Genomic DNA, 26,378 nt, shown 5'->3' with positions numbered 1-26,378 from the left:
AGGAACGGTGGCCGCGACGGCGCAGCGGCCTCCGTGCAGGGCAGCCTTGTCAGGCCGCCGCCGAGCCCGAGGAGCGACGGCGCAGCATGTAGGCACCGGCGCCGAGACCACCGACCATCAGCAGGGAGCCGGCTGCCATGCCGCTGTTGGTGGCCAGGCCACCGCCACCGGTGTGGATGCCACCGTGCGGCTTGCGGTGGTGACCGCCGTAGCCGCCCTTGTCGTGGTCGCCGTAGCCACCCTTGTCGTGGTCGCCGTAGCCGCCCTTGTCGTGGTCGCCATAGCCACCCTTGTCGTGGTCCCGGCCGTGGTCCCGGCCGTGGCCCCGGCCGTGGTCGTCGTCGTCCCAGTCACTGACCACGGTCTTGGCCAGGAAGCCGCCACCGGTGTGCACACCACCGCTGGGCTTCTTCTTGCCGCAGTGGTCCCGGTACCGGCCGTGGTCGCGGTCACGGTCGCGGTCCCGGTCACGACCGTTGTCACGACCGTTGTCCCGGCCGTTGTCACGACCGTTGTCCCGACCGTTGTCACGGCCGTTGTCCCGACCGTTGTCGCGGCCGTGGTCGCGGCCGTTGTCCCGACCGTGGTCGTCATCGCGGTTGGCGTGATCGTCACGACCGTTGTCCCGACCGTGGTCGCGGCCGTTGTCACGGCCGTTGTCGCGGCCGTGGTCGCGGCCATTGTCACGACCGTAGTCACGACCGTAATCGCGGCAGTGCCTGTCGCGGTCGTGGTCGCTGGAGGAAGTACCACTGGCGGCGGCGTTGTCCTCCATGATCATGGCGTTTGCGGCTGGAGCTGAGATTGCGAGGGCCGCCGTGATGGCGGCCGAAGCGAACAGGGAGCGAGCAGTGCGCATGGGGACATGTTCCTTTCGGCACGACTGCGAAGGCTGACTGTTTGTCGGCACATCGGAATCGCAGTAGCGACGTGATCACCGTCAGCCGAATCGCGGCCGCGCACCACCGGAGAACGTTGCATTCGGGGTACCCCCTGGGCTCTTCGGGTGGCGGAAAGAAGCGGATTCACCCGTTGGACGGCGCGCGTCGTCGGCGTGTCGCGTAACGAGTGGGCTAAAGGGGCTCCGACGCCGTTCCGCAGCGGCACGAGCGGCCCGGGGACGGGCCCGCGAACCGACGCCCTCCGCGACACGCCGAGGGGCCGCCGACCGTCGGAGTCCGCAGATGACGGTCATCCATCGGCCCGCCTCCTGCGGTGCGGTGCCGGGGCCGCCGACCTCGCGCTCGGCCGGGAGCCGGACCGTAGGGGCACGCACGGGCCAGCGGCCCGCCGAACCCCCGGCTGCCCCGCCCGGCCGGCCTGGCCCGCCTGGCCCGCCTGGCCCGCGGCGCCGCTTCCCCCTTCTGCCCGAACTCGCCTGACGTGGCGCGCCCGACCGCCAACCAGCTGGTGAACACGCCCCCCTGACCAGCTGTCAGCGGAACTCCCTCACGGATCCGCCGAACGACGAGGTGGCCAACGCCCCTTTACCGATGCGCGATTCCGTGGCCATGACGACGATCCCGCAGCCCTCACCAGGTACCGGGGCACGCGCACGGACGCCCGGCACAGGGACGCCCGGACGCAGGGACGCCCGGATGCACGGACACGCGGACACGCGGACACAGGGACGCCCAGATGCACGGGCACACGGGCACACAGATACACAGGCACACGAGCACACGCCCCAGCGACGACCCAGCGACGCCACAGCCCCGTCGCCCCAACCGCACCCACCACGCACCCACCACGCCCCCCATCACCCGGACTGGCGAATTCCTACCGCCGGCCGGCTGCCTCGGCGTGCCGCCGTGGTTCAGGTGGCGCTTTCCCTGAGCGCCTTCTCGACGATCGCCTCCAGCCGTGCGTGGTGAGCGCCGCGCCAGTAGACCCGGCCGCAGGCGGTGCACTGCGCGAAGACGTCGTACGTACGCTGCGTGCCGTGCTGGAGGTGCTCGCGCACCGAGTCCTTGTCGGCGTCCGCCAGTCGGCCGTTGCACGCGGTGCAGCGCGTCCACGGGGCGAGCGCGGGGGCGAAACGCTCCAGTACGTCGCGGAGTTGGTCGTCCGGCCGGTCGCTGTAGACGAACGCGCCCGCCCAGATCTCGCGCCGGCGCAGCAGCCCCCGGTCCCGGGAGAGCAGCACCCGCCGCTCCTTCGCCGAGAGCGTGGCCAGTGCCGCGTCGCCGGGGTCCTCGTTCGTGTACGCGGCGTCGACACCGAGCAGCCGCAGCCTGCGCGCCAGAGTGCCGAGATGGACGTCGAGCAGGAAGCGCAGCGGCGCGCCGGGAACCCGCTGCGGGCGCTCGACGCCGTACACCTCGATGCGCTCGCCCGCGGCCGGGACGTGGGAGGCGGAAACCTCGGCGCCGTCCACGACGAGTCGCCCCACCTCGGTGAGCGGGACGCCCAGCGACTCCACGACATGGCCGAGGGTCGACGCCCCGTCGGTCACCACGGGCGTACGGGCGGCGCTGCGCTCTGCCGCGACGAAAACGTGCAGCTCAGGGGCGAAGCTGAGGTGGATCTCGGGTCCGTTCACGCCGGACAGCATGTCATCGCCCGGCCGGGGCCAGCCAGCGGATTTTCCCGCCGGTCAAGCGGATTCCCGCCGGTCAGAGGCCCGCGGCCGGCTCGCGCGGCGGCCGGCTGCCCCCTGACCGCGGCTCCGCCGATCTGGCTACATACGGACCGTAGCGATCCACGGCCCGCTTTGTGCACGGTGGAGCAGGCCCCGCTCCCCCACCGCCCCTAGCCTCGCTGCCACCACATCACCACGATCACCATCATCACGAGGGGCGGTACCGGTGAACTGGCTCATCCATGACTACCGCGAGAAGGATCTCGCCGAAGTGGTCCACCTGATCGACTCCACCGCCGAGCTCGGGCAGGAGTCCGTCTTCTCGCTCGCCGAGTGCATCAGTGCGCTGACCTCTCGGCAGCCCGCCGTGGTGGCCGTCCACCAGGGCGTACCCATCGGGGCCGCACTCGCGTGTGTGGCCGGTGAGCGGGGCTGGGTGATGCGGATCGCGATCTCCTCGGCCTGGCGCGGGCGGGGGCTGGCGAGTGCGCTGCTGGTGGAGCTGGAGCGGCGGCTGATCGCCGCCCGGGTCAGCCGCATCGCCTACGTACTGCCCGAGGAGGACCTGCTCGGAGAGGGCCTGCTGAACGCGGGCTACACGCGCCAGCCCGCCGTGGCGTACTTCGAGAAGGTCGAACCGCACCACGGGCCGGTGGCCAGTCTCCTGGACGATCTCGGCGGGCGGTTCCTGCCCGCGGACCTGTGGGCCAAGGTGGCCGGTATGGAGGCGGAGAAGGACCTCATCGAGCGGCGGGTGGTACTGCCGCTGGCGGAGCCGGAGCGGGCCGCCAGGCACGGGGTCCGGCCGCCGCGGGCGATCGCCCTGTTCGGTCCGCCGGGGACCGGCAAGACCACCTTCGCCCGGGGCATCGCCGCCAAGCTCGGCTGGCCGTTCGTCGAGCTGCTTCCGTCCCGGCTGGCCGACGAGGGCAATCTGGCGGCGGCGCTCCGCAGCGCGTTCGCCCGGATCGCGGAGCTGGAGCGGGTGCTGGTCTTCATCGACGAGGTCGAGGAGATCGCGCCGGTGCGCCATGAGCCCGCGCAGCCGGGCGGGCTGCACGGCGTGACCAATGAGCTGCTCAAGCTGATACCCGGCTTCCGGGAACAGGACGAGCGGCTGCTGGTGTGCGCGACCAACTCGATCCGCTCGCTGGATCCGGCGTTCCTGCGTCCCGGCCGGTTCGACTACGTGATCCCGATCGGTACGCCGGACGCCGCGGCCCGCTCGGCGATCTGGTCGCGGTACACGGACGGCCGGGCCGATGTGGATGTGGCAGCGCTGGTGGCGGCCAGCGAGCTGTTCACCCCGGCCGACATCGAGCACGCCGCCCGGGTGGCGGCCCAGGCCTCGTTCGAGCGGGACCTGGAGGCGGTGGGGGTCGGCGCGGGCGTGCACGGGCGGCTCGGGGCGAGTACCGAGGACTATCTCGCCGCCATCGCCCAGTGCCGGCCGACCGTCACCCCCGCGATGATCGACGAGTTCAGCGCGGACATCACGGCCCACGCCCGCTGCTGACCAGCGGTGTCTCCCCGGGCGCGACGGCGGTCCGCGCCCGGCGGCCCGCGCACTGCGTACGGAGGACACGGCGCACTGCGTGCGGAGGACACGGCGCACTGCGTACGGAGGACATCGCACGAGGCGGCTCCTCCGCCGGGCCGATGCTGCCGCTGGTCGGCGCACATACGGTGCTGCACGGAGCCGGGCCACGGGCTTCATCGGGAATCGTCGAGAGGGCGGACAACGTATGCCGGGCATTGTCGATCTGGGTGCCTACGGTGAGGACTTCACCGCGGATCCGTACAAGTACTACGCCGAGCTGCGCGCCCAGGGACCGGTGCACCGCGTGCGTATCCCTCATGGACCGGAGGTATGGCTGATCGTCGGCCATGAGGCAGCCCGGGCCGCGCTCACCGACCCCCGCCTCAGCAAGAACTGGCGCGCGACCGACCTGCTGGACGCGGCGGCCGACGAATCGGCGCTGTTCACGAACATGCTGGACGCGGACCCGCCCCAGCACACCCGGCTGCGGAAGCTGGTGGCCAAGGAGTTCACGGCCCGCCGCGTGGAGGCGCTCCGGCCGCGGGTGCAGCAGATCACCGATGAGCTGCTCGATGCGATGCTCGCCGCGCCCGACGGCCGGGCCGACCTCGTGGCGGCCCTCGCCTTCCCGTTGCCGATGACCGTCATCTGCGAACTCCTCGGCGTCCCCGACATCGACCGGGAGGCCTTTCGCGGCTGGTCCAACGAGCTGGTCTCGCCGACCAGCGAGGCGGCGGCGCAGGCGTCGACGCGCGCGATGTCGGAGTACCTCGTCGGCCTCATCGAGGCCAAGCGGAGCACTCCCGGCGACGGCCTGCTCAGCGCGCTGATCCGCACCAGCGACGAGGACGGCGATCAGCTCTCCCGCGAGGAGCTGATCGGCACGGCGTTCCTGCTGCTGGTCGCCGGCCACGAGACGACCGTCAGTCTGCTGTCCAACGGCGTACGCGCCCTGCTGCAGCGCCCCGCCCAACTGGCCGCCCTACGGGACGACTACTCGCTCCTCGACAACGCCGTCGAGGAGATGCTGCGCTACGACGGCCCGGTGGCGACGGCGACCGGGCGCTTCAGCCTGGAGCCGGTGGACATCGGCGGCACCCGGATCCCCGCCGGCGAGACCGTACTGGTCTCCCTGGCCTCCGCCTCCCGGGACCCCGAACGCTTCGCCGCCGCGGACGACTTCGACATCACCCGCGACCCCCGCGGACACGCCGCCTTCGGCCACGGCATCCACTTCTGCCTCGGTGCCCCGCTGGCCCGTCTGGAGGCACGCATCGCCATCCGCTCCCTCCTGGAGCGCTGCCCCGATCTCGCTCTGGACACCGACCTCGACGCCCTGACGTGGCGCTCCGGAATGGTCATCCGGGGGACGGAGCAACTGCCCGTGCGCTGGAAGGCGTAGCGCACACACCCACCTGCGACCGGCGGCTTGGCCGAGCCCCCTCGACCAAGCCACCGAAAGAACCCGCACCGCACCCCTCCCCCGCACCCTCCCCACACTATTCAACTTTGACTAGAATCACGCGGCATGACCGAGAAAACCATCCCGATCCTTCCGTGCCGCACCCTCCAGCCCGTCCTCGACTTCTACCGCGCACTCGGCTTCGAGGTGACGTTCCAACAGAAGAGCCCCAATCCGTACGCGGTCGTCGAGCGCGGCGGCATCCAGCTCCAGTTCTTCGGGATGAAGCACTACGAGCCGGCCGACTCCTTCAGCACCTGCTTCATCCGGACCGATGACGTCGACGGGCTGTACGCGGCATTCCGAGCCGGACTCAAGGCCGCGTACGGACGCATACCGACCCGCGGACTGCCGCGCATCGGACCACTGAAGGACACGACCTACGGAACGCGCCAGTTCCTCATGACCGACCCGGGCGGCAACTGCCTCCGCATCGGCCGCCAGACCAGCGAGGACCTGCACCACCGACCCGCCCCCAAGGAGACCTTCGCCCGCGCCCTGCACCACGCCTCCCTCCTCGCGCACTCGAAGGAGGACCACACGGGAGCCGCCAAGATCATCGACCGGGTGCTGAACCTCGCGGACGAACAGCCCACCCCCACCCAGCTGCTGCGCCTCCTGATACTGCGCGCGGACATCGCCCGACACCTCGGCGATGAGGAGACCACCGCCTCCGCGCTCACCAGAGCGGCCGCGATCCCCCTCACCACCGAGGAACGGACAGCGGTCCACGACGACCTCACACGCCTCGCGGAGCCGCAGGCCTAGAAACGTTCAGCAGCTGAGGTTGTCGCCGGGCGTGGTCCCCAGGATCTGCACAAAGCGCTGGTAGTTGTTGATCCGGCTCTGGACCTGGTCGGGATTGCCGCCATTGCATTCCAGGGAGCCGTTGATGCTGCGAATGGTCTCGCCGAAGCCCGCGCCCGTGACCATCGCCTGGTGCGGGGTCATGGTGCCCGGCCCGGTCTGGGTGTTCCAGTACCAGAGCGCGGTCTTCCAGGCGACGGCGGCGTCCTGCTCCACCAGATAGGGATTGTTGAGCAGATCGATGCCCAGCGCATCGCCCGCCGCCTTGTAGTTGAAGTTCCAGCTGAGCTGGATCGGCCCGCGCCCGTAGTAGGCAGCCTGACCGGCCGGACATCCGTACGGCTGGGTGGCGTCGCAGTAGTGGGGGTAGTTGCCGGTGTTCTGCTCCACCACGTGCACCAGGCCGCCGGTTTCATGACCGACGTTGGCGAGGAAGGCGGCGGCCTCCTGGCGCTTGACGGTGTCACTGCCGGTGTTCGCGAACTCCGGGTAGGCACTGAGCGCCGCGGTCAGACCGCTGTACGTGTAGAACGGATTCCGGTTCGGGAACATCTGATTGAACTGCTCCTCGCTGACGACGAACCCCTCGGCTCGCACATCGGCACCGTCCAGCGCCGCGCCACACGACGGAGAGCAGCTCACCGTGGTTGCCACCGCGGCCGACACCGGCACAACGAGGGCGACACCCGCGGCCATGGCGACGGCACTCAGCAGCGCAGCGGTACGAGATCTCATACAGGACTCCTTCGCGCGGCCGCACTCCGGGCGGGCAGGCACAACGGCCGCTGCGTGTGTGTGGGGGGGGGAATTGCCTTACTGCCTTGCGGACTTACTGCCGGGCATGTGACGACCGCGTACGACGCCCATCGAGAGCCGCGGTCTAGACCAACCTCAGGCTATGGGCGGGAACTTGAGCATGTCCAGACCAATGCACTGATCCGCCGACCGCCGCCCGTCCGACGGCAAGATCGCGACGCCGCAAGAAGACGCCGCAAGAAATAGCTCAGTCGCGTCGCCACCCATGTGCGAGAGTGACCCGATGATGCGAACAATTGGCCTGCTCGGAGGCATGAGCTGGGAGTCCACCGCGGAGTACTACCGGCTGCTGAACGAGCTGACGCGCGAGCGTCTGGGCGGCCTGCACTCCTCGCGCTGTGTGCTCTACTCCGTGGACTTCGCGGAGATCGAACGGCTGCAGGTCGCAGGGCAATGGGAGCAGGCCGCCGAGATACTCTCCGAGGCTGCCCGCTCCCTGGAGGCGGCCGGCGCGGACATGCTGCTGATCTGCACCAACACCATGCACAAAGTCGCCGACCAGGTGTCCGCCGCGGTCACCATCCCCCTGCTGCATCTCGCCGACACCACCGCTGATGCCGTACGCAGCGACGGACTGCGCCGCGTCGGGCTGCTGGGCACGGCCTTCACCATGGAGCAGGACTTCTACCGCGGTCGCCTGGAAAGCCACGGCCTGGACGTACTGGTCCCGGATGCCGCTGGGCGAAGCACCGTCCACCAGGTGATTTACGAAGAGCTGTGCCGCGGCATCGTCCGCGAGGAGTCTCGCGCGTCCTTCATGTCCGTCATCAGGGACCTCGTCGCCGCCGGGGCCGAAGGCATCATCCTGGGCTGTACCGAGATCGAGCTGCTCATCGGCCCCGAACACAGCCCGGTCCCCATCTTCCCAACCACCCGGCTCCACGCCGAAGCGGCCGTCACCCAAGCTCTCGCCGCCAGCTGAACCCGCAACGCCACCCGACCTCTTGCCGCCCCTCCCCCTTCCCCCTCCCCCCGGTGACCCGTGCGACGACCGCCAACTCTTCGCGGCCCATTCATTTTTGGGTCACGCCGAGGTTTGAACCAGCGACAGGTACGCTGACGTGGTGTCGCGTACCGAGTTAGAACGACTGGCCAGGATCCGGATGCAGATCACCGGGGAGACACTCGAACGCGCCATGGCCGTGCTCGGTGGGGAGCTCACCGTTCCCAAGCCGCAGTCCGCCCGCGAACCCGGCAGCGAGGCCGAGTCCGGCCCCGACGAGGCCGCCGATATCCGCGACACGGGCGCTACGAGCGAAGCCGGCGAAGCCATCGAGGCCGACGCCGATGCCACTGCCCCTGGCCCCGCCGCCGACCCCGAACCCGACCGCGACCGTCAACGGAAGGCTCAACGGCGGACCCACCTACGCGGACTGTGATCGCACTCCGACGGCCGAAGCAGCGGCGGCAGCGGTCCGCAAGCGACCAACGACACAGCGTGATCAGCGCAGAGCGCGAAGAGCACGAAGAGCACGAAGCGCCTCACCCTCTGGGACGAAGGGATGAAGGGACGAACGGGCTGATGCCCACCGACCGCCTCAGGAGCGAGCAGCAGGCTCACGGGATGAGCGGCCGTGCCAGCAGCGGCGTGCTCAGTACCTGGTGCCCCCCGCTGGCCAGCATGCGGACCTCTCCACGGTCGCTGATCTCCGCGCGCACGATCCCCGACTCATCTTCGTAGACCGGATACCCGCCCGCTCCCGCACGCTCGGTACGCCGGACGATCACCACGTCGTCCTCCACGGCGGACGCTTGAAATACCAGCTCATAGCGTTCCGGGTAATCCATCGGGGCCTCCCGACACGGCTCGGCAGGTGCTCCGGGCGCCGCTCTCCGCCGGCGCGGCACGCGCGCCGCTGCACCTCGGCTCTTCCATCGTCGCCCACTGCCGCCCACCGCGCCTCAGGAGGGCATGAAAAGGACCGCTTACCGGCCAAGCCGACCCCTTCCGAGGTGCCCGAAAGCGAGCCGCCGCCCTGCCCGACTGCCTCGGCCGCCCCGACCGTCTCGGCCTTCACCAAGCGCATCATCCAGCAGGTCCTACCACCCCTCCTCAATCGGAACGGTCGGTGCCCCGCCCCCGTGCGCTGTCACGGGAGCGGGGCGGATCCGAGGAGCGCCAGCAGCTCGGATAGTTACGGAACCACCGTACGGGTCACCACTGACAACGGCGGGACGAAGGAACCGACGGGCCGGGCATGCGGCACCAGGGACCCGCCGCAATGAGTGGCGGCCGGCAGCAGAGACATCATCCGATCGGGTTAACACCCTGCAGCGAGCCGGACCGGGTGCTGCTCAGATCGGTCCCGGGTGGGAGACGGGCTCGAGTCCGAGTACCGTCCGCCCGCGCTACGGCCGGGTAGGGACGTACGCAGAGCGTGTGGAAATGGACACATGCGGACGGCGAGGAAGCAGAAGGGATCGGCAGTCCTTGCTGGTCAGGAAGTTGAGGTGACGTCGAGACACCGGCCGGGGCGTGAAGTGTGGCCTCACGGGCGATGCACGCGGGGAGGCGTTGTCAGTGTCTGCCCCTAACATTGCTCATATGTCCCCAACTCCTCCCGCCCATACGGGCGTGCCTGTTCCTGCCGCCGAGGCGAACGAATCGATTCGGCGGTTTGTGCGTGCCCGGCGCGGACTGGCGTGGACGGCACAGGACATGGCCGAGTATGCGGTGCTGCTGGAGATCTGGACCCTGGCGGTGCGCTCCGAAGTCACGGAGGTCGTCGAGGCGGCATAACGGACGCCCCGTCACCCGCCCCGCCCTCTCCACCTGGTGCACCGTCGAATCCGCCGCGCAGCCCCAGCCTCAGCCCCGGCCCCTGCCCCAGCCCCAGCCCCAGCGCCTCCATGCTCCATGCTCACCCCCTCGATACTTCGCGCTCAGCCCCTCGCCCCCTCAGCCGTCCCGTTTCCGTCCGGTCGTGTGGCGCGGTGCGTGGGCCTGCGCGGTCGGCCGAGTCCGGTGGCGGACTGCTGGGGCTGGGCGTCCACCACATCGCGTACGAGAGCATGGTCCGGCGACAGGCGGCAGGCGGGGTCAGTGGCCGCGGCGTCCCCGGTGAGCGCGAAGGCCTGGCACCGGCAGCCGCCGAAGTCCTTTTCGCGCAGGTCACAGCTGCGGCAGGGCTCGCGCATCCACTCCGTGCCCCGGTAGCGGGTGAAGGCCGGGGAGCGGTCCCAGATCCATTCGAGGCGGTGATCTCGGACATTGGGGGTGTCGAGGCCGGGAATCGACGCGGCTGCCGGGCAAGGCAAGGCCGTTCCGTCGGGAGCGACCGTGAGCGAGACCGCACCCCAACCGCCCATACAGGGCTTTGCATTGCCGTCGAAGTAGTCAGGGACAACCCAGACCAGTTCGAGGGTGCCGGCGAGCTCCGCCCGTCGGCGCTCCATGGTCTGCTGTGCGCGGGCGAGCTGTTCACGGGAGGGCAGCAGCTCGGCCCGGTTGCGTAACGCCCAGCCGTAGAACTGGGTGTTGGCGAGTTCTATGCGGTCCGCGCCCCAGGCCGCGCCGAGGTCGATCAGCGCGTCCAGCGCATCGAGGTTGTGGCGGTGGAGTACGACGTTGAGGCCGAGCGGCAGTCCTGCCTCGCGGACCAGGGTCGCGGCCCGTTCCTTGGCGTCGAAGGAACGGCGTCCGGCGATCAGATCCGAGGTTTTCGGCTCCGCGTGCTGGACGGAGAGCTGCACGCTCCGCAGTCCCGCGCCGACCAGCCGGCCGAGCCGTACCCGGCTGAGGCCGACGCCGCTGGTGATGAGCTGGGTGTGGATCCCGGCCCCGTCGGCCGCCGCGACGATCGCATCGAGGTCGGGGCGCAGCAGCGGTTCGCCACCGGAGAGGTGTGCACTGACCACTCCGATATCGGCAGCCTGGCGGAACACATCCACCCACTGCCCTGTCGTCAACTCCTCTGCTTTGTTGGTGAGTTGGAGCGGATTGGAGCAATACGGGCAGTGCAGCGGGCAGCTGTGGGTGAGTTCGGCGAGCAGAGCCCAGGGGCGGGGCGGCGGAGGCCCTGCCTCCGCCCTTCCTCCTGACCTCTCCCCAGGCCCAGGCCCAGGCCCCTGCCCGCTCCCCTGCCCCTGCTCCTCCTCCTGCCCCTCCTGCTCCTGCTCCTGCTCGGACGCTCTGATCACCGCAGCCACCCCTCCTCCCGTATCCGCCCGAGGAATTCCGGCACTTCCACTGCCACCGGCGCGCCCGGATAGCGGCGGCTCAGCTCCGCCACGATGTCCGCAACGTCGCGCCGTCCGTCGCACAGCCTCAGTACCGCCCCCGCGCCCCCTTCCAGCACCACGACGCGTTCGGGGAGGAGCAGCAGATCGGTGTCGCGTACCCGGTCGTGACGGAGATGAACGCCGGGCGCCAGCGCCGGGCACCAACGGGTCACGGCCCCTCACCTCTCTCGACCGCGTCCAGCAGCGCCCACAGCACCTGGCATTTGAACGTCAGCGCGGCGACCGCCAGGTCCTGCTCGGCCTCCGTGCGTGCCCACTCCAGGACCAGCGCCAGCGCCTCCTTGCTGTCCCGTCGCCCCTGGCTCTGCCGGCCGCGGAAGTAGTGCAGACCTTCGGCTTTGATCCAGCGGTAGTGCTTCTCGAACGCGTCGATGCGGGTGCGCATGATGTCCGGGGCGGACAGTTCCGTGAGCGAGGCCGCGACCGCCTCGAGCGGCGACCGCAGCCGACAGAAGTTGACATAGCCGTCGACGGCGAGCCGCACGCCCGGCAGCACACCGGACTCGTCCATCAGCAGCGACCGGTCGAGCCCGGCCGCCTCGCCGAGCCGCAGCCAGCGCTCGATACCGCCCTCGCCGTCCTGCCGCCCGTCATGGTCCTGGATCCGGCGCACCCACATTCGGCGCAGTTCCGGGGTGTGCAGCTTCGCCATGATCAGGGCGTCCTTGACGGGGATATGGCGCTGGTAGTGGAACCGGTTGCGGATCCAGCGACGCAGCTCCTCGGGCGTCAACTCCCCCTGATGCATACGGACGTTGAAGGGATGGCGATCGTGGTAGCTGTCGCGCGTCACGCCCCGCAGCCGCTCCTCTAACGGCGTGCTCATAGCGCGATCTCCATGCCTTCCGCGTCCACCGCGAGCCCCAGCTCCGCCAGCTGCTCGTGCTGTGGCGCGGTGGGGACGACGAGCGGGATGGCGCTGATCTCGACGCCGGATCCCCTGCTCCGCGATACGGTCGCCAGGCCCAACTCTCGCCATTCCAGGGCTACATAAGGCTTGAGGATGAGGATGTCATCGAGGTGCGGCGCCGAGCACCTGCTGCAGCACGGCGGGGCGCTCAGCGGTTGGCCAGCGCATAAGCGGTGACTTCGAGTGCGGTCTCGATGACCGTGTAGCCCGGAGTCTGCCAGGCGTCGGCCGGTTCGAGGCGTGGGGCGGCGGCGGGCCGGGAGGTGCCCGAGTTCCACGGCTCGACGGCGATCCCAGCGCCCTTTTCCGTGACGTCATCCGCGATGGGCTCGCTCACGGCGGCCGTACGCACAGCGACCTCATTGATGCGGGAATTCATGCCGATTCCAGCCTTTCGTAGGGGGACGGGGCGTGGAAGTGTGTGTCTGCGAGGCGGGTCGAGGAAACCAGCGGGGCAACACCCCTTGCTGCAGTGCAGAATCCTCAGCCGCCGGGTCACGGTCAAGGGCAGGACGAAATATTGGTCCAACCCCTTGGGTCCTTTCGTATCGCCCCAAGCGCCTCAGCAACTGCAACTCCGCTGCTCATTAGGGCTATCTACAGAACGCACCCTCACGCCAGAGATCTTTTGACATCAACTCGCCTCCCCACAAAGGGATATAGCTCCCACCTACCCATCCCATGACTCGCTCCCTCGACTCCCTCCCTTGACCCCACTCCTGAAGCGCAGTACTTTCCGGACGCCCTGAACCAACAGGAAACTTTCCTATCAGCCTGTCAGCCTGGCGCCGCCGATGTTCGCCCCCGAGGGAACGCCCCCACCGCACATCCCTGACCGGAGGACCTCCCATGCGCACGCGCACCAGAGCCGCGCACCACACCCGATCCACACCCCACACCCGATCCACACGCCGCACCCGATCCACACGCCACACCCGATCCACACGCCACACCACGCTCACCGCAGCCATCGCCACCGTCCTGGCCACCGGGCTCCTCATCTCGTCCGCCGGTTCGGGCGCTGCCGCCGACAGCACCGCACTCGCCACTGAGCCCGGCACTCCCAAGACCGTGTCATCGGGCTGGTCCATACCCTGGGGCCTGAGCTGGCTGCCCGACGGCTCGGCCCTGATCACCGAACGCGACTCGTTCAAGGTCTTCACACTCGCCCAGGACGGCACCAAGCGGGAGGTCGACGAGGTCCCCGAGGTCGTCACCACGGGCGGCGAGGGCGGACTACTGAGCATCGCCGTATCACCGACCTGGAAGACCGACCACCATGTCTATGTGATGCACACCGCCTCCGAAGGCAACCGCATCGCTCGCCTGACCTTCGACGGCAACACGCTCGGCGACTACAAGGTGCTGGTGGACGGCATCGAGAAGAACAGGTACCACAACGGCGGGCGCATCAAGTTCGGCCCCGACGGCTATCTCTACGCGACCACCGGCGACGCTCAGGCCCCCGACCTCGCACAGGACACGAAGTCGCTCAACGGCAAGATCCTCCGGATGACCCCGGACGGCGAACCGGCCCCCGACAACCCCTTCGGCTCACTGGTGTACTCCTACGGCCACCGCAACCCGCAGGGCATCACCTGGGATTCCCAAGGCCGCCTGTGGGAAGGCGAGTTGGGCAACACCAAGTACGACGAACTGAACCTCATCGAGCCCGGCAAGAACTACGGCTGGCCCACGTGCGAGGGTGAGTGCTCCACGGCCGGGATGACGAACCCGAAGCGGCAGTGGCCGGTCGCGGAGGCCTCACCCAGCGCGGTCGCCTACGCCGACGGGGCGATCTACATGGCGGCGCTGCGCGGCGAGCGTCTGTGGCGCATCCCCGTCGACGGGACGAATGCCGGCACCCCCAAGGCGTACTACACCAACGACTACGGCCGACTGCGTACGGTCGAGTCCGTCCCCGGCACGCAGTCCCTGTGGCTGACCACCACCAATGCCGACAACAACGGGGACGGCGGGCCCGGCTCGGACAAGGTGTTCCAGATCGACCTGACGTAGCTGCTGATCAAGCAGGTGCTGGTCCGCCAGCCGCGACGTCCCCGCAGCCGCAGACTTACCGGGAGGCTTACCGGGCGGCCGACGCCACCGGCGACCGATGACCAACGACACCCGTCATGGCACGCTGGAGAGGGAAGCGCGACAGAGCCGTAGCGCGAGGGACAGGCAGGTCAGGAGCAGATGAGCACGCCACTTCCCGGTTTCGAGGACTGCGGGGAGCCTGAAGAACGGGTCCGCGCCGCCCGTACGGGCCCAGGTCGCCGGGAACTCGCCCCCGGCGCCGTGCATGTCCCCGGCTGGCTTTCCCTGGCCCAGCAGCGTGAGCTGGTCACCGCCTGCCGTGGCTGGGCACGCGGCCCGGCCCCCATCCGCCACACCCGGCTGCCGCGCGGCGGCGTGATGTCCGTCCAGACGGTGTGCATCGGCTGGCACTGGCAGCCGTACGCGTACACCCGCACCGCCGACGATGTGAACGGCGCCCGGGTCGCCGAATTCCCGTACTGGATGGTCGAGTTGGGCCGACGCGCGCTGGTCGAGGCGTACCAGGACGCCACCGCCGGTGACGCCTACACGCCGGACACCGCGCTGATCAACTTCTACGACGGCCAGGCGAAGCTCGGTATGCACCAGGACAAGGAGGAGCGCTCCAGCGCGCCGGTGGTCTCCCTCAGCATCGGCGACAGCTGCGTCTTCCGGTTCGGCAATACCGAGACCCGCACCAAGCCGTACACCGATATCGAGCTGGCCTCGGGCGATCTCTTCGTCTTCGGCGGGCCGTCCCGCTTCGCGTACCACGGGGTGCCGAAGGTCCGCCCCGGCACCGGCGACCCGGCAACCGGTCTGAGCAGCGGCCGCCTCAACATCACCATGCGGGTCACCGGCCTCGACGGATAGCTCGACCTCGACGGAGGGACAGCACCGGCCACCGGCACCTCATGCACCGATGCGATGCCAGCGTTACGGGTCTTCGATCGATGCCGGCCGGCGTCACGGGCAGCCTCAGCTCCAACGGCCAGTGTCAGTGCCGCGAGGCACACTGGATTCATGTGCCGCAGTATCAAGACTCTCCGTCCGCCCACCACCCCCGAGGTCACCGACGAGGACATCCGGGCCGCGGCCCTGCAGTACGTCCGCAAGGTCTCCGGATTCCGCGCCCCCGCCGCACACAACCGCGAGGTGTTCGATGACGCCGTGGACGCTGTGGCGGCCGCGACCCAGAAACTCCTCGACGGTCTGCAGATCCGCGGTTCCACCGCCCACCAGCGCCCCACCCCTCAGCAACAAGACCATCGCGGCCCTCAAGCGATCAAGTGATCAAGCCATCAAGCGCTAGCAGAACCCCTCGCGAAACACTCACGCCCTCACGCCCTCGCGAGACCGGGACGGCGAAACCGTCCTCACCACTCCACCAACGCCTGCACCGGTAGGTGATCGCTTGGAAACTGACCGTGCGCGGAGTAGGTATTGATCGTTGCCCGCCGCGTACGCACCCTCGGCGAGGTGAGGATCCAGTCGATCCGGTCCCCGTCCCGCACCAAGGGCCGGTATCCGTGAAAGGTCGCGTACTGCGTGCTGCGCTCATCGGCCGCGTCCCAGCTGTCGACGAGCGTCCCCCCATTGAGCATCGCCTCGTACACGGGATTCTTGTGCGCCGCGACATTGAAGTCACCCGTCACGATCCGGGGCAGCGCGGGATCCAGTCCGCCGAGCCGTTCCGTGATCAGACCGGCGGACCGCTCCCGCGAATACTGATTCAGATGATCGAGATGCGTATTGAGCGCATAGAACTCGCGCCCCGTACGCAGGTCCCGGAAACGCACCCAGGTCGCCATGCGGATAACGGTGTTTCCCCAGGTCGCCGAAGCGATCAGATAGGGCGTGTCGGAAAGCCAGAAATGGTCGTACTCGACGGGAACGAGCCGCCGTACATCATAGAAAATCGCCGCGAACTCATCCTTGCTCCCGCCACCCCGCCCCGTCCCCACCCAGTCGTACTGCGGCCCCAGGTCCTCGGCGATATCGCGCAGCTGCCCGTACAGCCCCTCCTGGGTACCGAGCAGCTGCGGCGCCTCATGACGCAAAAGCGACCGCATCACGGGTCTGCGCTCGGCCCAGGAGTTCGGCCGGGTGTCCGAGGCGTACCGCAGATTGAAGGTCATCACCCGCAGTGCCCGCCCGCCGTCTGCGGCGTACGCGGTCCCCGACCCGTACGCCGCAGACACCATCGGACCGGCAACCGCGGTAGCAGCCACCGCCCGCAGGGCAAACCGCCGGTTGAACGGCGCAGACTCAGCGGACTCATCCGAAGCGGAAGCGAAACCCGTCACAGCGAGACCCGTCACAGCGACTCCCGTCACTCAGTCAGCCGACCCCGACCGGCCGGCCATCCCTCACGGCCAGACACCTCACGAGCCAAACCACCGGCCCGGCCCCAACCCCGACAGAGTCTCGAACACCGCAACAATCCGGAAGTAGCCCACAAAGGAACCCGCTTGGAACCTACTCGGAACCCTTGGAACCACCAGGGACACACGCCCAGGACTCACACACGACCGGGACGCACACATGGCCGGGACGCACACATGGCCGGGACGCACACCCGACCCCGTCAGGCCCAGGCCCTCCCAGACCCCAGGTCCCAGATCCCAGATCCCCCACAGTTCCTCCCCGCTCCTCCCGCGCCCCTCCCGCTAGCGGTCGCCGGCTGGCCCCTGCCAGTCCGCATGCCGGATACGAGAGATCTCCCGTACGCCACCGACCGTGGCCCACTCGTCCTTACCCAGCCGCGACAACGGCTTCAGCTTGGAAATCTCCGGGTGCCCCTCGACCATCACGTCCTGCGACACCACCGCATGCACCACCCGACCGAAGACGACGGTGGAGTCCCCGATCCCGACCGTGGTGTGCACCTCGCACTCCAACGCCACCGGCGAAGCCGCCACCCGCAACGGCTTGACCCGCAAACTCGGCTCGGAATCGATCCCAGCCGCCTCGAATTCACTCACTCCATGCGGAAAGTCGGTACCCGTGTCATTGATCTGCTCAAAGAGTTCCTCCGGCGCGAGGTTCACCACGAATTGCCCGGTTGCTTCAATATTGCGCAGAGTATCCTTGCGCCCGACGGAACTGAACTGCACAACGGGCGGCGCAACACTCGCAATCGAGAAGAAGGAGTGCGGGGCGAGGTTGTGCGTCCCATCTGCAGAAGTAGTGGCGACCCAGGCAATCGGCCGCGGGACCACCGTCGAGGTCAGCAGCTTGTAGAACTCGTTGCGGGTCATGTCAGCGGGATCAAAGTCGATGCGCATGGTGATCAGTATCCAGGAGGACGACCGCGGATCACACAGCGGATCCACGGCACCACCAAACCCCTGAGTTCGGCAGAAAGTGCCCGGCACCGGGAGCCACCGAGCCATCCTGCAACCTCCACGACCACCTGGCGTCACACGCCCCCAAGCACCCCGTCGCCTACCTGCGCATCTCCTCCGACCGCTTCGGCCTCGAAGTCGGCGTCGACCGCCAGCCGCGGGATCTCGAAGACCTCATCGATTTGCTTCCGGTCTCAGAGAGGCAAGAGGGGGCTCGGTGATCACCCGACAAAGACGGTGCGGCGAATGTCGGGTGATCGGGAACGGTGTCGCCGCACGATGGGGGCATGGATGACACGACCTTGATATCCCGATTCCTCCGCGACGGCTTCGTGAAGTTGGAGGGCGCCGTCGCACCGCGCGTGGCCGCGGACTGCGCACGGCTGCTGTGGCGAGAGACGGGCTGCGACCCGGACGATCCAGCGACGTGGACGCAGCCCGTGCACTGGGTGGCCGGCATGGCGCAGGGGCCGTTCGCCGCCGCACCCAACTCCCCGACCCTGCACCGCGCGTACGACCTGCTCGTCGGCGCGGGACGCTGGGAGCCGCGCTACTCGCTGGGCACGTTCCCGCTGCGCTTCCCGCACGAGGAGGAGCCGGACGACGCGGGCTGGCACATCGAGGGGAGCTATCTGCCGGAGGGCGAGAGCTGGTACTTCACCAATCTGCGTTCCCGGGGCCGGGCGCTGCTGATGCTGTTCCTGTTCAGCGAGGTCGGTGAGGAGGACGCCCCGACCCGGATCCGGGTCGGCTCACACCTCGATGTGCCGAAGGTGCTGGAGAAGTACGGGGAGGACGGGGCGAGCGGGCTAGCCCTTGCGCCCGACCTGGTGGCGGCGTCCGACCACCGGCCACTCGCCCTCGCCACCGGGTCCCCGGGCGACGTCTTCCTGTGCCATCCGTTCCTGGTGCACGCGGCGCAACCGCACCATGGGGTGCGGCCGCGTTTCATGGCCCAGCCGCCGCTGATGCCGGCCGCGCCGTACGAACTGGAGCGGGCCGACGGTGCGTACTCACCCGTGGAGATCGCGATCCGTCGGGGCCTGGGACAGAACACCCCCGGTCCGGACGGGGACGGCACCGACTGCAGCGCCGGGTAGCCACGCTTTGTCCGTTCCTGGAACTGGGCGGAGGACCAGTGCCCGGGCAGCGGCACGTCCGGCAGCGCCACGCCATACCCTGTCGATCTGCCGCACACCCTGGCCGAGGACGCCGTCGAACCGAGGGAACTGCTGCGCGCCGCGTCTGTGCCGGGCCCCTACGTGCTGGTCGCGCACTCCCTCGGCCGTGCCTACACCCGCCGCTTCGTGCAGTTGTCCCCTGAGGAGGCGGCGGGCGTGCTCTACCTCGATGGCACTTCGATGGCACCTCGATGGCATTGTCGAGCGCTGGGAGAGCTACATGCCGCGGCTGCGCCCTCAGAAGGTCCAGGGGACGGTGGCACTGCTGCTGGTGTGTTTGCTGTCGCGGGGCATGTATCGGCGGATGTTCGCGTCGTGGACTCGCGAGATACGCCAGCTTCTGGTCGCGCACCACCTCACCGTGGCGGCGCAGCGGGCGGGTGCGTTGGAGCGCAGCAACCAGCCGGAATGGCTCGACGAGCTCAGGGCCGGCGGCCCAGTGCCTGATACGCCGCTGATCGCGGTGACGGCAAGGGGCGTCGATCCCGGCATGCGTGTGATCACGCCCCCGAAGAAGCTGCGGCAACTGTACGCGGGCAAGCAGCGGCTGCGGCTCTACGACGCCCTCGCCGCGTCGGTGACGCATGGCGAACACCGCATTCTGAGGGCAGCCCGCCACAGCACGATCAACACGGACTGCCCGGACGCCGTCGCGCCCAGGTCATCCGTGATCTGTGGCAGCGAGTGTGTTGTGTTGAAAGGAGTGCCAGGGCCAATGCTCACCTTGCGGTTGCGGACTTGACCGGACTTCTCGGGGGCGGTGCACGGGACGCCTCGTCGGCGTAGGTAGGCGCGATTCGCGCGGGATGACACTGCGGGATCGACGCCTTCGTCGACCTCCAGCGCAAGATCGTGCGGCACTGCGATGCCATCCGCACCGCGCTGACCACCGGCATGTCCGACGGGCTGGTCAAGTCGACGAACACCAAGACCCACACCGAGACCCACACCAAGACCCGCCGGTCATCCGACGAGGCTTCGGCTTCCACTCCGCCGACGCGATCACCGCCCTCGTCACGCTCACCCTCGCCGGAGACAAACCCCCCTCCCCGGCCGCCGACTCGCAATCGCCCGAGCCGTACATGCAGCAGGAGAGCCTGAATTCGTACACCTGCCCGATGGGAGATCACCTAAGGTGTGCGGCATGACGCTGCAACTTGTTCAGGTGAACTTCAAGGCCCGGGACGACTCGGCGCTCGGACAGTTCTGGGCGGAGGCGCTCGGCTGGGGTGTTTCCAGCGAAGGGCCCGGCGTCACCAACCTGGAACCCGTGGGCTTCGACTGGCCGGACCCGTCCGCCGTCTGCATCGATCTCGTCCGCGTCCCGGACCCGGAGACGGTGAAGTACCACGTGCACATCGAGCTCGCCACCACCTCCGACGCCCATCAGGCGGAGTTGGTCGAACGGCTGAAGGAGCTCGGGGCGACGCCGGCCGATGTGGGCCAGGGCGACGCGCCGTGGACGGTGATGGCCGACCCGGAAGGCAATGTGTTCCGCGTCCTGGAGCCCCGGGAGCTCTACCGGGACACCGGGCCGATAGCCGCCGTGGTCGTCGGCTGCGCCGACCCGCGGGCCATGGTCCGGTTCTGGGGCGAGGCGATCGACTGGACCGTCCACGAGCTGACCGACGACCGTGCCCTGCTGCGCTCCGTCAAGGGCGTCGGGCCGTATCTGGAGTTCCGCCGCACGCCCGACGACGAGGTCGTATCGAACCGCATCCATCTCGACGTGATGTCGGACCCCGTCGAGGATCAGGCGACGGAGGTCGCCCGGCTCGAAGGCCTCGGCGCGACACGGGCCGACGTGGGTCAGGGTGACGTCTCCTGGGTCGTCCTGGCCGACCCGGCGGGCAACGAGTTCTGCGTCCTCGGCCGGGGCTGACGCGGAACTCCGTCCGCGCCCTCATGGCGGTGCGGCAGTGCGCGGCGCCGGGCCCCGCCCTCCCCGGCCGCCAACTCACGACAGCCTGACCCACGCATACGGCAGGAGAGCCCTGAAGAGGAGCCAGCAGCTTCGCTTGGCGTGCCCATGTCTCGTTGCCTGCCGCCTCGTTGGAGAAGCCGCGGGGACGTGAAAGGGGTCAGCGTGGCTGGTGACGGATGACCTGGGGGTCGCATCGAACCGCTGCTGCCGATTCACACTCGACGGGAGCGGAGTGCGGGCCGTCCAGCGGTTCTCGGAGCTCTCGGGGAACCCCATGCGCCCGCAGAGCCCGGCCCGCGGGTCACCGTCCGCAAATCCATGCCGCGCGACCGCTCGTCTGCGAGGAATGGCACACGCCGAGCGGGCGCCCGAACCGGCATGTCTCTGGTCACTTCAGGGCCTTCCGCCGGAACGGGCCACGCGAGATCTCGGCCACCAGCTGGGCTAAATAGCGTCGCAATCAGTCCACTCCGCGCCGGGCGAGGCATACCTCCGCCCTGGAGAAGCCAGGATCTCTTCCAGATCACATGGCAGCCGTATGCCGTATGGGTGCCGCATCCAGGAAGGAACCCTGCAGACGATGAGGATCACAGCCAGGGCGTTCCGGGCCGTCACCGCGCTCACCCTGAGCGCCATTGTGGGACTGGGCCTGGCGACGGGGACGCAGGCCGCGTCAGCGCAGGACAACACGGTCCACCCCAGTGCCCGGCCGGGCACCGAGGGCGGAGGTTGGCAGGGTGAGGGCGGGCTGTCGTTGAGCCCGGCGGACAACACACGCGTGGACGCCTATCTGGAGCAGGCCAAGAAGGCGGAGCGGTCCATCAGCCCGCAGGTGCGGGCGGCCGCGGTACTCAGCGCCGCTGAGGTCATCAGCTTCGACCGCCGCCTGAAGTCCCCGGATTCGCTCAAGCGCAAGGTCGCCACCTCGATGAAGGAGAACCCGGGCCAGAACGTCGGCGAGGCCCTGGCGAGGATCAGCGACTCGGTGCGCTACACCCTCCAGTGGCCCGACCACCGCTACAGCGCCGGTGTCACCATCGCCTCGCACACTCTCGCGGCCTGGGGCAACGACAGCACCAAGTGGACGAACCGCTGGGGCAGCGGGAAGGGCTACAAGGGTCTCAACACCGGCTGGCGCGCGCCGGGTTCCGGACATCCGTTCGAGATCCAGTTCCACACGCCGACGAGCAAGTGGGCACAGGAGGAGACGCACAAGCTGTACGAGGAGCAGCGGCTGCCCACCACCACACCCGAGCGCGCCAAGGAACTCCAGGAACAGCAGGACGCGATCTTCGCAATGGTTCCCGTCCCGCCCGGTGCCGACCGTCTGACCGCTCCCCGCGTACCTGTCACCGCCTCCCGTCATTGATCCGCTCACCCAGCGCAGGGCCTCGAAGCAGGTGAAGGCGGGCTTTAAGGCGAGATGGGCACCGAGCACACTGAGCACAGGAGCCGGCAACGACACCGCGCCCACATCAGCCCCCCCCCGCCATCTGGGAGGACTTCGAGGCCCCGCCATACCTGCGGCGGTCAAGTCGCCTCGACCTGCAACCCGCAACCTCCACGACCACCTGGCGGCATACGCCCCAAGCGCCCAGGCGCGTGCGCGGACAGGACGGTCATCACGGGGTTCCCTGGGGTCGCCGGTTCAGCGCCCCGGCGCGTGCGCGGACGGGACCTGCGCCCGTCGCGCGGCGTTTGGGATGCCGGCCCGCTCAGGGGCGGGCCGCGGGGCCGCGCCCCCTACGCTCGTGAACGGTGCTGTCCGTGCTGACGAGGGGGACCCGCATGACCGAGCCCGACCCGGTGATGGCCGAGATCGGCCGTGGTATCGAGCTGAGCCACAGCGGCGAACGGGAGGTGGCCCAGCGCTTGTTCGCCGGCATCTGGGACGCGATCGGCGCCACCGGCGACGCGTTCCATCGCTGCGTGCTCGCCCACTCGATGGCCGATGTCCAGGACGATCCGCGCGAGGAACTGGTCTGGGACTTACGGGCGTTGGAGGCTGCGGACCTGATATCGGACGAGCGGGCGCGGCAGGGGGGTGTCGACGGCTCGGTCGCGGTTTTCTATCCGTCTCTGCACCTCAACCTTGGGGACGTCTACCGGAGGCTCGGCGACCTCGACCGTGCCCGCGATCACCTCGCGCGCGGACGTGCCGCGGTCGGCGAACTGGGTGACGACGAGTACGGGCAGCTGATCAGGGGAGGGCTGGACCGGCTCGCTCACCTGCTGTCGGTCGGTCCTTAACCGGTTCACCGGCAAAGCAACGTTGGGGCAGTTGGGGCAGGCGACAAGCATGACCGGACAGCTCGAGTCGCCCGGTGTTGCGCGATTCACCGGTGCGCCTTCAGAGGGTACGACCGGGATTCCTCGGTCGACGAGGGCCGCCGGTGATCTCCGTCAGCTCGGCGCGCCGGGCGGCGTACCGCTCGACGATCACCTCGCGCTGACGCTGTCCGAGGGGTTCCGCTCGGTGTGGTCGGGCATGGCCACGGCGTGCTTGCAGCGCAGCACAGTGCAGCACAGTGCAGCGCACCGAGTCCGGGGCCATATCCGTTCCGACACGGCCCCGGACCTGGTGCGGCTCGCTCAGCTCTTCAGTTCGCGCAGGTACTTGCCGAACTTCTCCAGGCCGTCGATGTTGCGCGGCCCGCTGATGCCCTCGTTGTAGTCGAGGATGAAGAAGTTGTTCTTCTTGACCGCGGGCAGTTCCTTCGTGTGGGGCGACTTCTTCAGGAAGTCGATCTTCTTCTTCGCGGGCTGGTCGCCGTAGTCGAAGATGATGATGACCTCGGGCTCGGCCTTGGTGACGGCCTCCCAGTTCACCTGGGTCCACCGCTGGTCGAGGCCGTCGAAGATGTTCCTTCCGCCTGCGGCCTTGATGATGTCGTTGGGCGGGACCTGGCTGCCCGCGGTGAAGGGCTGGTCGGTGCCTGAGTCGTAGAGGAAGACGGGCACCCGGCTGCCCTTCGGCGCCTTGGCCTTGACCGCTTCCACCCGCTTCTTCAGTCCGCCGACGACCTTGTCCGCCTTGTCCTCGACCTTGAAGATCTTGCCCAGCCGCTCCAGGTCGGTGTAGAGCGCCTCGAACGGGGTGACCTTCTCGGGGTACTTGGGGTAGTTGAAGCAGCTTTCGGTGTGCATGAAGCTCTGGATGCCGAGCTTGTCCAGGATCTTCGGGGTGATGCCCCGCTCGTCCTTGAAGCCGGAGTTCCAGCCCGCGACGACGAAGTCGGCCTTGGCTTCCACGACGAGTTCCTTGTTGAGGAGGTCGTCGCTGAGCATCTTCACCTTGGCGTACTCGGAAGCCCACGGGGACTCGCTCACGGGCGGGTTCGCCGGCGGCATGACGTAGCCGTGCACATGCTTGGTGAGGCCGAGGCTGAACAGCTTGTCCGCGCTGCCGCCTTCGTAGGCGACGGCTCGCTTCGGGGTCGTGTACTCGACGGGTTCACCGCACCTCTTGACGGTGACCTTGTCGGACGCCTTGGCGTCCGATTCAACGTCGGCGCCGCAGCCGCTGAGCAGCAGCGTGCCGGCGAGCGCGGTTCCGAGAGCGGCGCGTTGCCGCACCGAACGGGGAGATCGGGTTATGCGCATGACGTGATGCTGCCTTTCACAGGGATGAGCTTCACAGGGATGAGCTTTCACAGGGATGGGTTGAGCGAATACAACAGCTGGGGGTCGCCCGTCAGCGGGTGCGAGATGACGCTGGCCTTGACGCCGAAGACGTCATCGACGAGTTCCGTGGTGAGGACCTCCTCGGGCGTACCCGCGGTCACCAAGCGGCCTTGGGAGAGCACGCCGAGCCGGTCACAGGCGGCTGCGGCGAGGTTGAGGTCGTGCAGCACGACGAGGACGGTGAGTCCCGCGCCGCGCAGGAGCGAGAGCAACTCGACCTGGTGGCGTACGTCGAGGTGGTTGGTCGGCTCGTCCAGCACCAGGATCTGCGGCTCCTGGACGAGGGCGCGGGCGAGCAGGACGCGTTGGCGTTCCCCTCCCGACAGGGTGAGGACTCCGCGGCGGGCGAGGTGGCGGATGTCGAGCTGGTCCATCGCCCGCTCACACAGGTCCCGCTCCCGGCGGCCGAGTGCCTGGTTACCCCGCAGATGAGGCGCGCGTCCGAGGGCGATGACCTCCTCGACCGTGAAGTCGAGCTCGACGGCGCCGTCCTGGGTCATGGCCGCGATGACTTGCGCACTGCGGCGCATCGCCATCCGGGAGAGGTCGTCCTCGCCGACCCAGACGGTGCCGGTGCTGGGGCGCAGTGCGCGGTACACGCACCGAAGAGCGGTGGACTTCCCGCTTCCGTTCGGGCCGACGAGGCCCACCACCTGGCCGCTCTCCACCTCCAAGGACAGGTCGCGTACCAGGCTCTTGCCGTCTGTCACCACGGAGAGTTCGTCGATCCTCAGGTCCATCTCAGCGGCCTCCGAACATGTAGCCCTTACGGCGCATCAGGACGATGAAGACCGGTACGCCGACGAGTGCGGTGATGACGCCGAGGGGCAGCTCGCGCGGGGCCGCCAGCGTCCGGGATGCCAGGTCGACCCACACCATGAAGATCGCACCGACCAGAGGCGCCACGGCCAGTACCCGGGCGTGGGTGGCGCCGACGACCATGCGGACCAGGTGGGGCATGACCAGTCCGACGAAGGCGATGGCACCGCTGACGGCGACCATCACCCCCGTGACGAGCGAGACGAGCACGAGCAGTCCCTTACGGTGCCGGTCGGGGCTGATGCCCAGGCTCGCGGCGGTCTCGTCCCCGAGGGCCAGGAGGTCCAGTGCCCGCCCGTACCGGTACAGCACGATCAGCCCGAGCACCACGGACACGGCGACGACGGGCAGCGCCCCCCAGGTCGCGGCGCCGAAGCTGCCCATGGTCCAGTACAGGACCATGCTGGTCGCCTCGCTGTCCGGCGCGAAGTAGATGATCACGCTCATGATCGCCTGGAAGCCGAGCGACATCGCCACACCCGTCAGGACGAGGCGCAGCGGTGACAGCGCACCGCGGCTGGAGGAGGCGACGTAGACCAGGAGCGACGCGATCAGGGCGCCGATGAAGGCGCCGGCGGACACCGCGTAGATGCCCAGCGCCGCCAGCCCCCCGGTGACCGTGACGCCGACGGCGCCGACGGATGCCCCCGAGGAGACGCCCAGGACGAAGGGGTCGGCGAGCGCGTTGCGGACCATGGCCTGGATGGCGACGCCGATGGCGCTCAGCCCGGCCCCGACCAGAGCCGCGAGCAGCACCCGCGGCGTGCGGATCTGCCAGATGATCTGGTACGTCGTGACGTCGTCGGCTTGGATGCGCCCACCGCTGAGAGCCGCCCACAGATAGCGGGCGGTTTCCCCGGGTGTGATGACGGCGGACCCCAGGCCGATGGCGACGACGACGGAGGCCAGGAGGACGGCGAGCAGTGCGGCGCAGGTGATCACCAGGCCCTTGCGGGAGGCGAGACGGTCCTTCACACCCACAGCGGGTTCGGAGGGTGTCACCTCGGCTGACCCCGCCGTGCCGG

At 68.9% G+C, this 26,378-nt stretch carries 28 protein-coding genes and 1 pseudogene; 15 read left to right on the top strand and 14 right to left on the bottom strand.

Annotated features, from left to right (window positions below; genetic code table 11):
* Positions 1–49: 49 nt before the first annotated feature.
* Positions 50–394, bottom strand: a complete 345-nt coding sequence (locus ACWD6P_RS03020; RefSeq protein ID WP_451442219.1) for a hypothetical protein — start codon at positions 392–394, stop codon at positions 50–52.
* Between ACWD6P_RS03020 and ACWD6P_RS03015 the strand changes: the two genes are divergently transcribed.
* Positions 389–802: a hypothetical protein gene (locus tag ACWD6P_RS03015; RefSeq protein WP_451442218.1), complete on the top strand. Its 414-nt coding sequence runs from the start codon at positions 389–391 to the stop codon at positions 800–802. The two genes, ACWD6P_RS03020 and ACWD6P_RS03015, sit on opposite strands and share 6 nt — an antisense overlap.
* 1,014 nt (positions 803–1,816) lie before the next feature.
* On the opposite strand, the gene ACWD6P_RS03010 is transcribed toward ACWD6P_RS03015, so the two are convergent.
* A complete protein-coding gene (locus tag ACWD6P_RS03010; RefSeq protein WP_451442217.1) occupies positions 1,817–2,542 on the bottom strand; it encodes a Mut7-C RNAse domain-containing protein in 726 nt (241 codons plus the stop codon).
* A 265-nt stretch (positions 2,543–2,807) separates the two neighbouring features.
* Between ACWD6P_RS03010 and ACWD6P_RS03005 the strand changes: the two genes are divergently transcribed.
* The 3 genes from ACWD6P_RS03005 to ACWD6P_RS02995 all read left to right on the top strand — a co-directional run bounded on the left by ACWD6P_RS03005 (position 2,808) and on the right by ACWD6P_RS02995 (position 6,351).
* Positions 2,808–4,097: an ATP-binding protein gene (locus ACWD6P_RS03005; RefSeq protein WP_451442216.1), complete on the top strand. Its 1,290-nt coding sequence runs from the start codon at positions 2,808–2,810 to the stop codon at positions 4,095–4,097.
* A gap of 229 nt (positions 4,098–4,326) precedes the next feature.
* Positions 4,327–5,523, top strand: a complete 1,197-nt coding sequence (locus ACWD6P_RS03000; RefSeq protein WP_451442215.1) for a cytochrome P450 family protein — start codon at positions 4,327–4,329, stop codon at positions 5,521–5,523.
* A gap of 126 nt (positions 5,524–5,649) precedes the next feature.
* Positions 5,650–6,351, top strand: coding sequence for a bleomycin resistance protein (locus tag ACWD6P_RS02995; protein WP_451442214.1), 702 nt, complete (start codon positions 5,650–5,652; stop codon positions 6,349–6,351).
* A 6-nt stretch (positions 6,352–6,357) separates the two neighbouring features.
* Here ACWD6P_RS02995 and ACWD6P_RS02990 read toward each other — a convergent pair whose 3' ends face one another.
* Positions 6,358–7,125 (bottom strand): chitinase, encoded by a 768-nt coding sequence (locus ACWD6P_RS02990; protein WP_451442213.1) that lies wholly within the window; start codon positions 7,123–7,125, stop codon positions 6,358–6,360.
* A gap of 307 nt (positions 7,126–7,432) precedes the next feature.
* Between ACWD6P_RS02990 and ACWD6P_RS02985 the strand changes: the two genes are divergently transcribed.
* Positions 7,433–8,128, top strand: a complete 696-nt coding sequence (locus ACWD6P_RS02985; RefSeq protein WP_451442271.1) for an aspartate/glutamate racemase family protein — start codon at positions 7,433–7,435, stop codon at positions 8,126–8,128.
* Between the two features lie 142 nt (positions 8,129–8,270).
* Positions 8,271–8,585 (top strand): hypothetical protein, encoded by a 315-nt coding sequence (locus tag ACWD6P_RS02980; RefSeq protein WP_451442212.1) that lies wholly within the window; start codon positions 8,271–8,273, stop codon positions 8,583–8,585.
* Positions 8,586–8,763: 178 nt separating this feature from the next.
* Here the strand turns inward: ACWD6P_RS02980 and ACWD6P_RS02975 are convergent, their stop codons facing one another.
* Entirely contained in the window at positions 8,764–8,994 is a 231-nt protein-coding gene (locus ACWD6P_RS02975) for a DUF6296 family protein (protein WP_451442211.1), read from the bottom strand.
* 787 nt (positions 8,995–9,781) lie between these two features.
* Between ACWD6P_RS02975 and ACWD6P_RS02970 the strand changes: the two genes are divergently transcribed.
* Entirely contained in the window at positions 9,782–9,946 is a 165-nt protein-coding gene (locus ACWD6P_RS02970) for a hypothetical protein (protein ID WP_451442210.1), read from the top strand.
* Between the two features lie 143 nt (positions 9,947–10,089).
* Here the strand turns inward: ACWD6P_RS02970 and pqqE are convergent, their stop codons facing one another.
* The 5 genes and pseudogenes from pqqE to pqqA all read right to left on the bottom strand — a co-directional run.
* The gene (gene pqqE / locus ACWD6P_RS02965) at positions 10,090–11,169 is read right to left on the bottom strand and encodes a pyrroloquinoline quinone biosynthesis protein PqqE (RefSeq protein ID WP_451442270.1); all 1,080 of its coding nucleotides are present in this window, start codon (positions 11,167–11,169) and stop codon (positions 10,090–10,092) included.
* Between the two features lie 173 nt (positions 11,170–11,342).
* Positions 11,343–11,600, bottom strand: a complete 258-nt coding sequence (gene pqqD / locus ACWD6P_RS02960) for a pyrroloquinoline quinone biosynthesis peptide chaperone PqqD (protein WP_451442209.1) — start codon at positions 11,598–11,600, stop codon at positions 11,343–11,345.
* Positions 11,597–12,274 (bottom strand): pyrroloquinoline-quinone synthase PqqC, encoded by a 678-nt coding sequence (gene pqqC, locus ACWD6P_RS02955; protein ID WP_451442208.1) that lies wholly within the window; start codon positions 12,272–12,274, stop codon positions 11,597–11,599. Before pqqC ends, pqqD begins: the two co-directional genes overlap by 4 nt.
* Positions 12,271–12,417: a hypothetical protein gene (locus tag ACWD6P_RS02950; RefSeq protein ID WP_451442207.1), complete on the bottom strand. Its 147-nt coding sequence runs from the start codon at positions 12,415–12,417 to the stop codon at positions 12,271–12,273. Before ACWD6P_RS02950 ends, pqqC begins: the two co-directional genes overlap by 4 nt.
* Positions 12,418–12,506: 89 nt before the next feature.
* Positions 12,507–12,581, bottom strand: a pseudogene (gene pqqA, locus ACWD6P_RS02945) (pyrroloquinoline quinone precursor peptide PqqA); the annotation flags it as partial.
* A gap of 626 nt (positions 12,582–13,207) precedes the next feature.
* Here pqqA and ACWD6P_RS02940 point away from each other — a divergent pair.
* From ACWD6P_RS02940 to ACWD6P_RS02930, 3 genes are all read left to right on the top strand, one after another.
* Positions 13,208–14,377: a PQQ-dependent sugar dehydrogenase gene (locus ACWD6P_RS02940; RefSeq protein WP_451442206.1), complete on the top strand. Its 1,170-nt coding sequence runs from the start codon at positions 13,208–13,210 to the stop codon at positions 14,375–14,377.
* Positions 14,378–14,557: 180 nt separating this feature from the next.
* On the top strand, positions 14,558–15,271 hold the full coding sequence (locus ACWD6P_RS02935) for an alpha-ketoglutarate-dependent dioxygenase AlkB family protein (protein ID WP_451442205.1): 714 nt from the start codon (positions 14,558–14,560) through the stop codon (positions 15,269–15,271).
* A 150-nt stretch (positions 15,272–15,421) separates the two neighbouring features.
* Positions 15,422–15,691 (top strand): DUF2277 domain-containing protein, encoded by a 270-nt coding sequence (locus tag ACWD6P_RS02930; RefSeq protein ID WP_451442204.1) that lies wholly within the window; start codon positions 15,422–15,424, stop codon positions 15,689–15,691.
* Positions 15,692–15,774: 83 nt separating this feature from the next.
* On the opposite strand, the gene ACWD6P_RS02925 is transcribed toward ACWD6P_RS02930, so the two are convergent.
* Together ACWD6P_RS02925 and ACWD6P_RS02920 are read right to left on the bottom strand one after the other, a co-directional pair.
* On the bottom strand, positions 15,775–16,602 hold the full coding sequence (locus ACWD6P_RS02925; protein WP_451442269.1) for an endonuclease/exonuclease/phosphatase family protein: 828 nt from the start codon (positions 16,600–16,602) through the stop codon (positions 15,775–15,777).
* A 465-nt stretch (positions 16,603–17,067) separates the two neighbouring features.
* Positions 17,068–17,685, bottom strand: a complete 618-nt coding sequence (locus ACWD6P_RS02920; RefSeq protein WP_451442203.1) for a flavin reductase family protein — start codon at positions 17,683–17,685, stop codon at positions 17,068–17,070.
* A gap of 347 nt (positions 17,686–18,032) precedes the next feature.
* Here ACWD6P_RS02920 and ACWD6P_RS02915 point away from each other — a divergent pair, with 347 nt between their 5' ends.
* The 5 genes from ACWD6P_RS02915 to ACWD6P_RS02895 all read left to right on the top strand — a co-directional run bounded on the left by ACWD6P_RS02915 (position 18,033) and on the right by ACWD6P_RS02895 (position 23,100).
* Positions 18,033–18,845 carry a phytanoyl-CoA dioxygenase family protein gene (locus ACWD6P_RS02915; RefSeq protein WP_451442202.1) on the top strand — a complete coding sequence of 271 codons (813 nt, stop codon included), beginning with the start codon at positions 18,033–18,035 and terminating at the stop codon, positions 18,843–18,845.
* 250 nt (positions 18,846–19,095) lie between these two features.
* Complete coding sequence (locus tag ACWD6P_RS02910; protein WP_451442201.1) at positions 19,096–19,668, top strand: hypothetical protein; 573 nt, start codon at positions 19,096–19,098, stop codon at positions 19,666–19,668.
* Between the two features lie 402 nt (positions 19,669–20,070).
* Entirely contained in the window at positions 20,071–20,808 is a 738-nt protein-coding gene (locus ACWD6P_RS02905; RefSeq protein WP_451442200.1) for a VOC family protein, read from the top strand.
* Positions 20,809–21,430: 622 nt separating this feature from the next.
* Positions 21,431–22,219: an ATP nucleotide 3'-pyrophosphokinase gene (locus tag ACWD6P_RS02900; RefSeq protein ID WP_451442199.1), complete on the top strand. Its 789-nt coding sequence runs from the start codon at positions 21,431–21,433 to the stop codon at positions 22,217–22,219.
* A 419-nt stretch (positions 22,220–22,638) separates the two neighbouring features.
* Complete coding sequence (locus ACWD6P_RS02895; RefSeq protein ID WP_451442198.1) at positions 22,639–23,100, top strand: hypothetical protein; 462 nt, start codon at positions 22,639–22,641, stop codon at positions 23,098–23,100.
* A gap of 342 nt (positions 23,101–23,442) precedes the next feature.
* Here the strand turns inward: ACWD6P_RS02895 and ACWD6P_RS02890 are convergent, their stop codons facing one another.
* The 3 genes from ACWD6P_RS02890 to ACWD6P_RS02880 are packed head-to-tail and all read right to left on the bottom strand — an operon-like array spanning position 23,443 to position 26,295.
* Positions 23,443–24,453, bottom strand: coding sequence for an ABC transporter substrate-binding protein (locus ACWD6P_RS02890; protein WP_451442197.1), 1,011 nt, complete (start codon positions 24,451–24,453; stop codon positions 23,443–23,445).
* A 47-nt stretch (positions 24,454–24,500) separates the two neighbouring features.
* Positions 24,501–25,274, bottom strand: coding sequence for an ABC transporter ATP-binding protein (locus ACWD6P_RS02885; protein ID WP_451442196.1), 774 nt, complete (start codon positions 25,272–25,274; stop codon positions 24,501–24,503).
* A 1-nt stretch (position 25,275) separates the two neighbouring features.
* A complete protein-coding gene (locus ACWD6P_RS02880) occupies positions 25,276–26,295 on the bottom strand; it encodes a FecCD family ABC transporter permease (protein WP_451442268.1) in 1,020 nt (339 codons plus the stop codon).
* Positions 26,296–26,378: the final 83 nt, after the last annotated feature.

This window comes from Streptomyces sp. NPDC002446 (genome assembly GCF_053595675.1).
The sequence above is the reverse complement of the archived record's forward strand: the minus strand, read 5'-3'. Positions and strand labels throughout refer to the sequence as shown.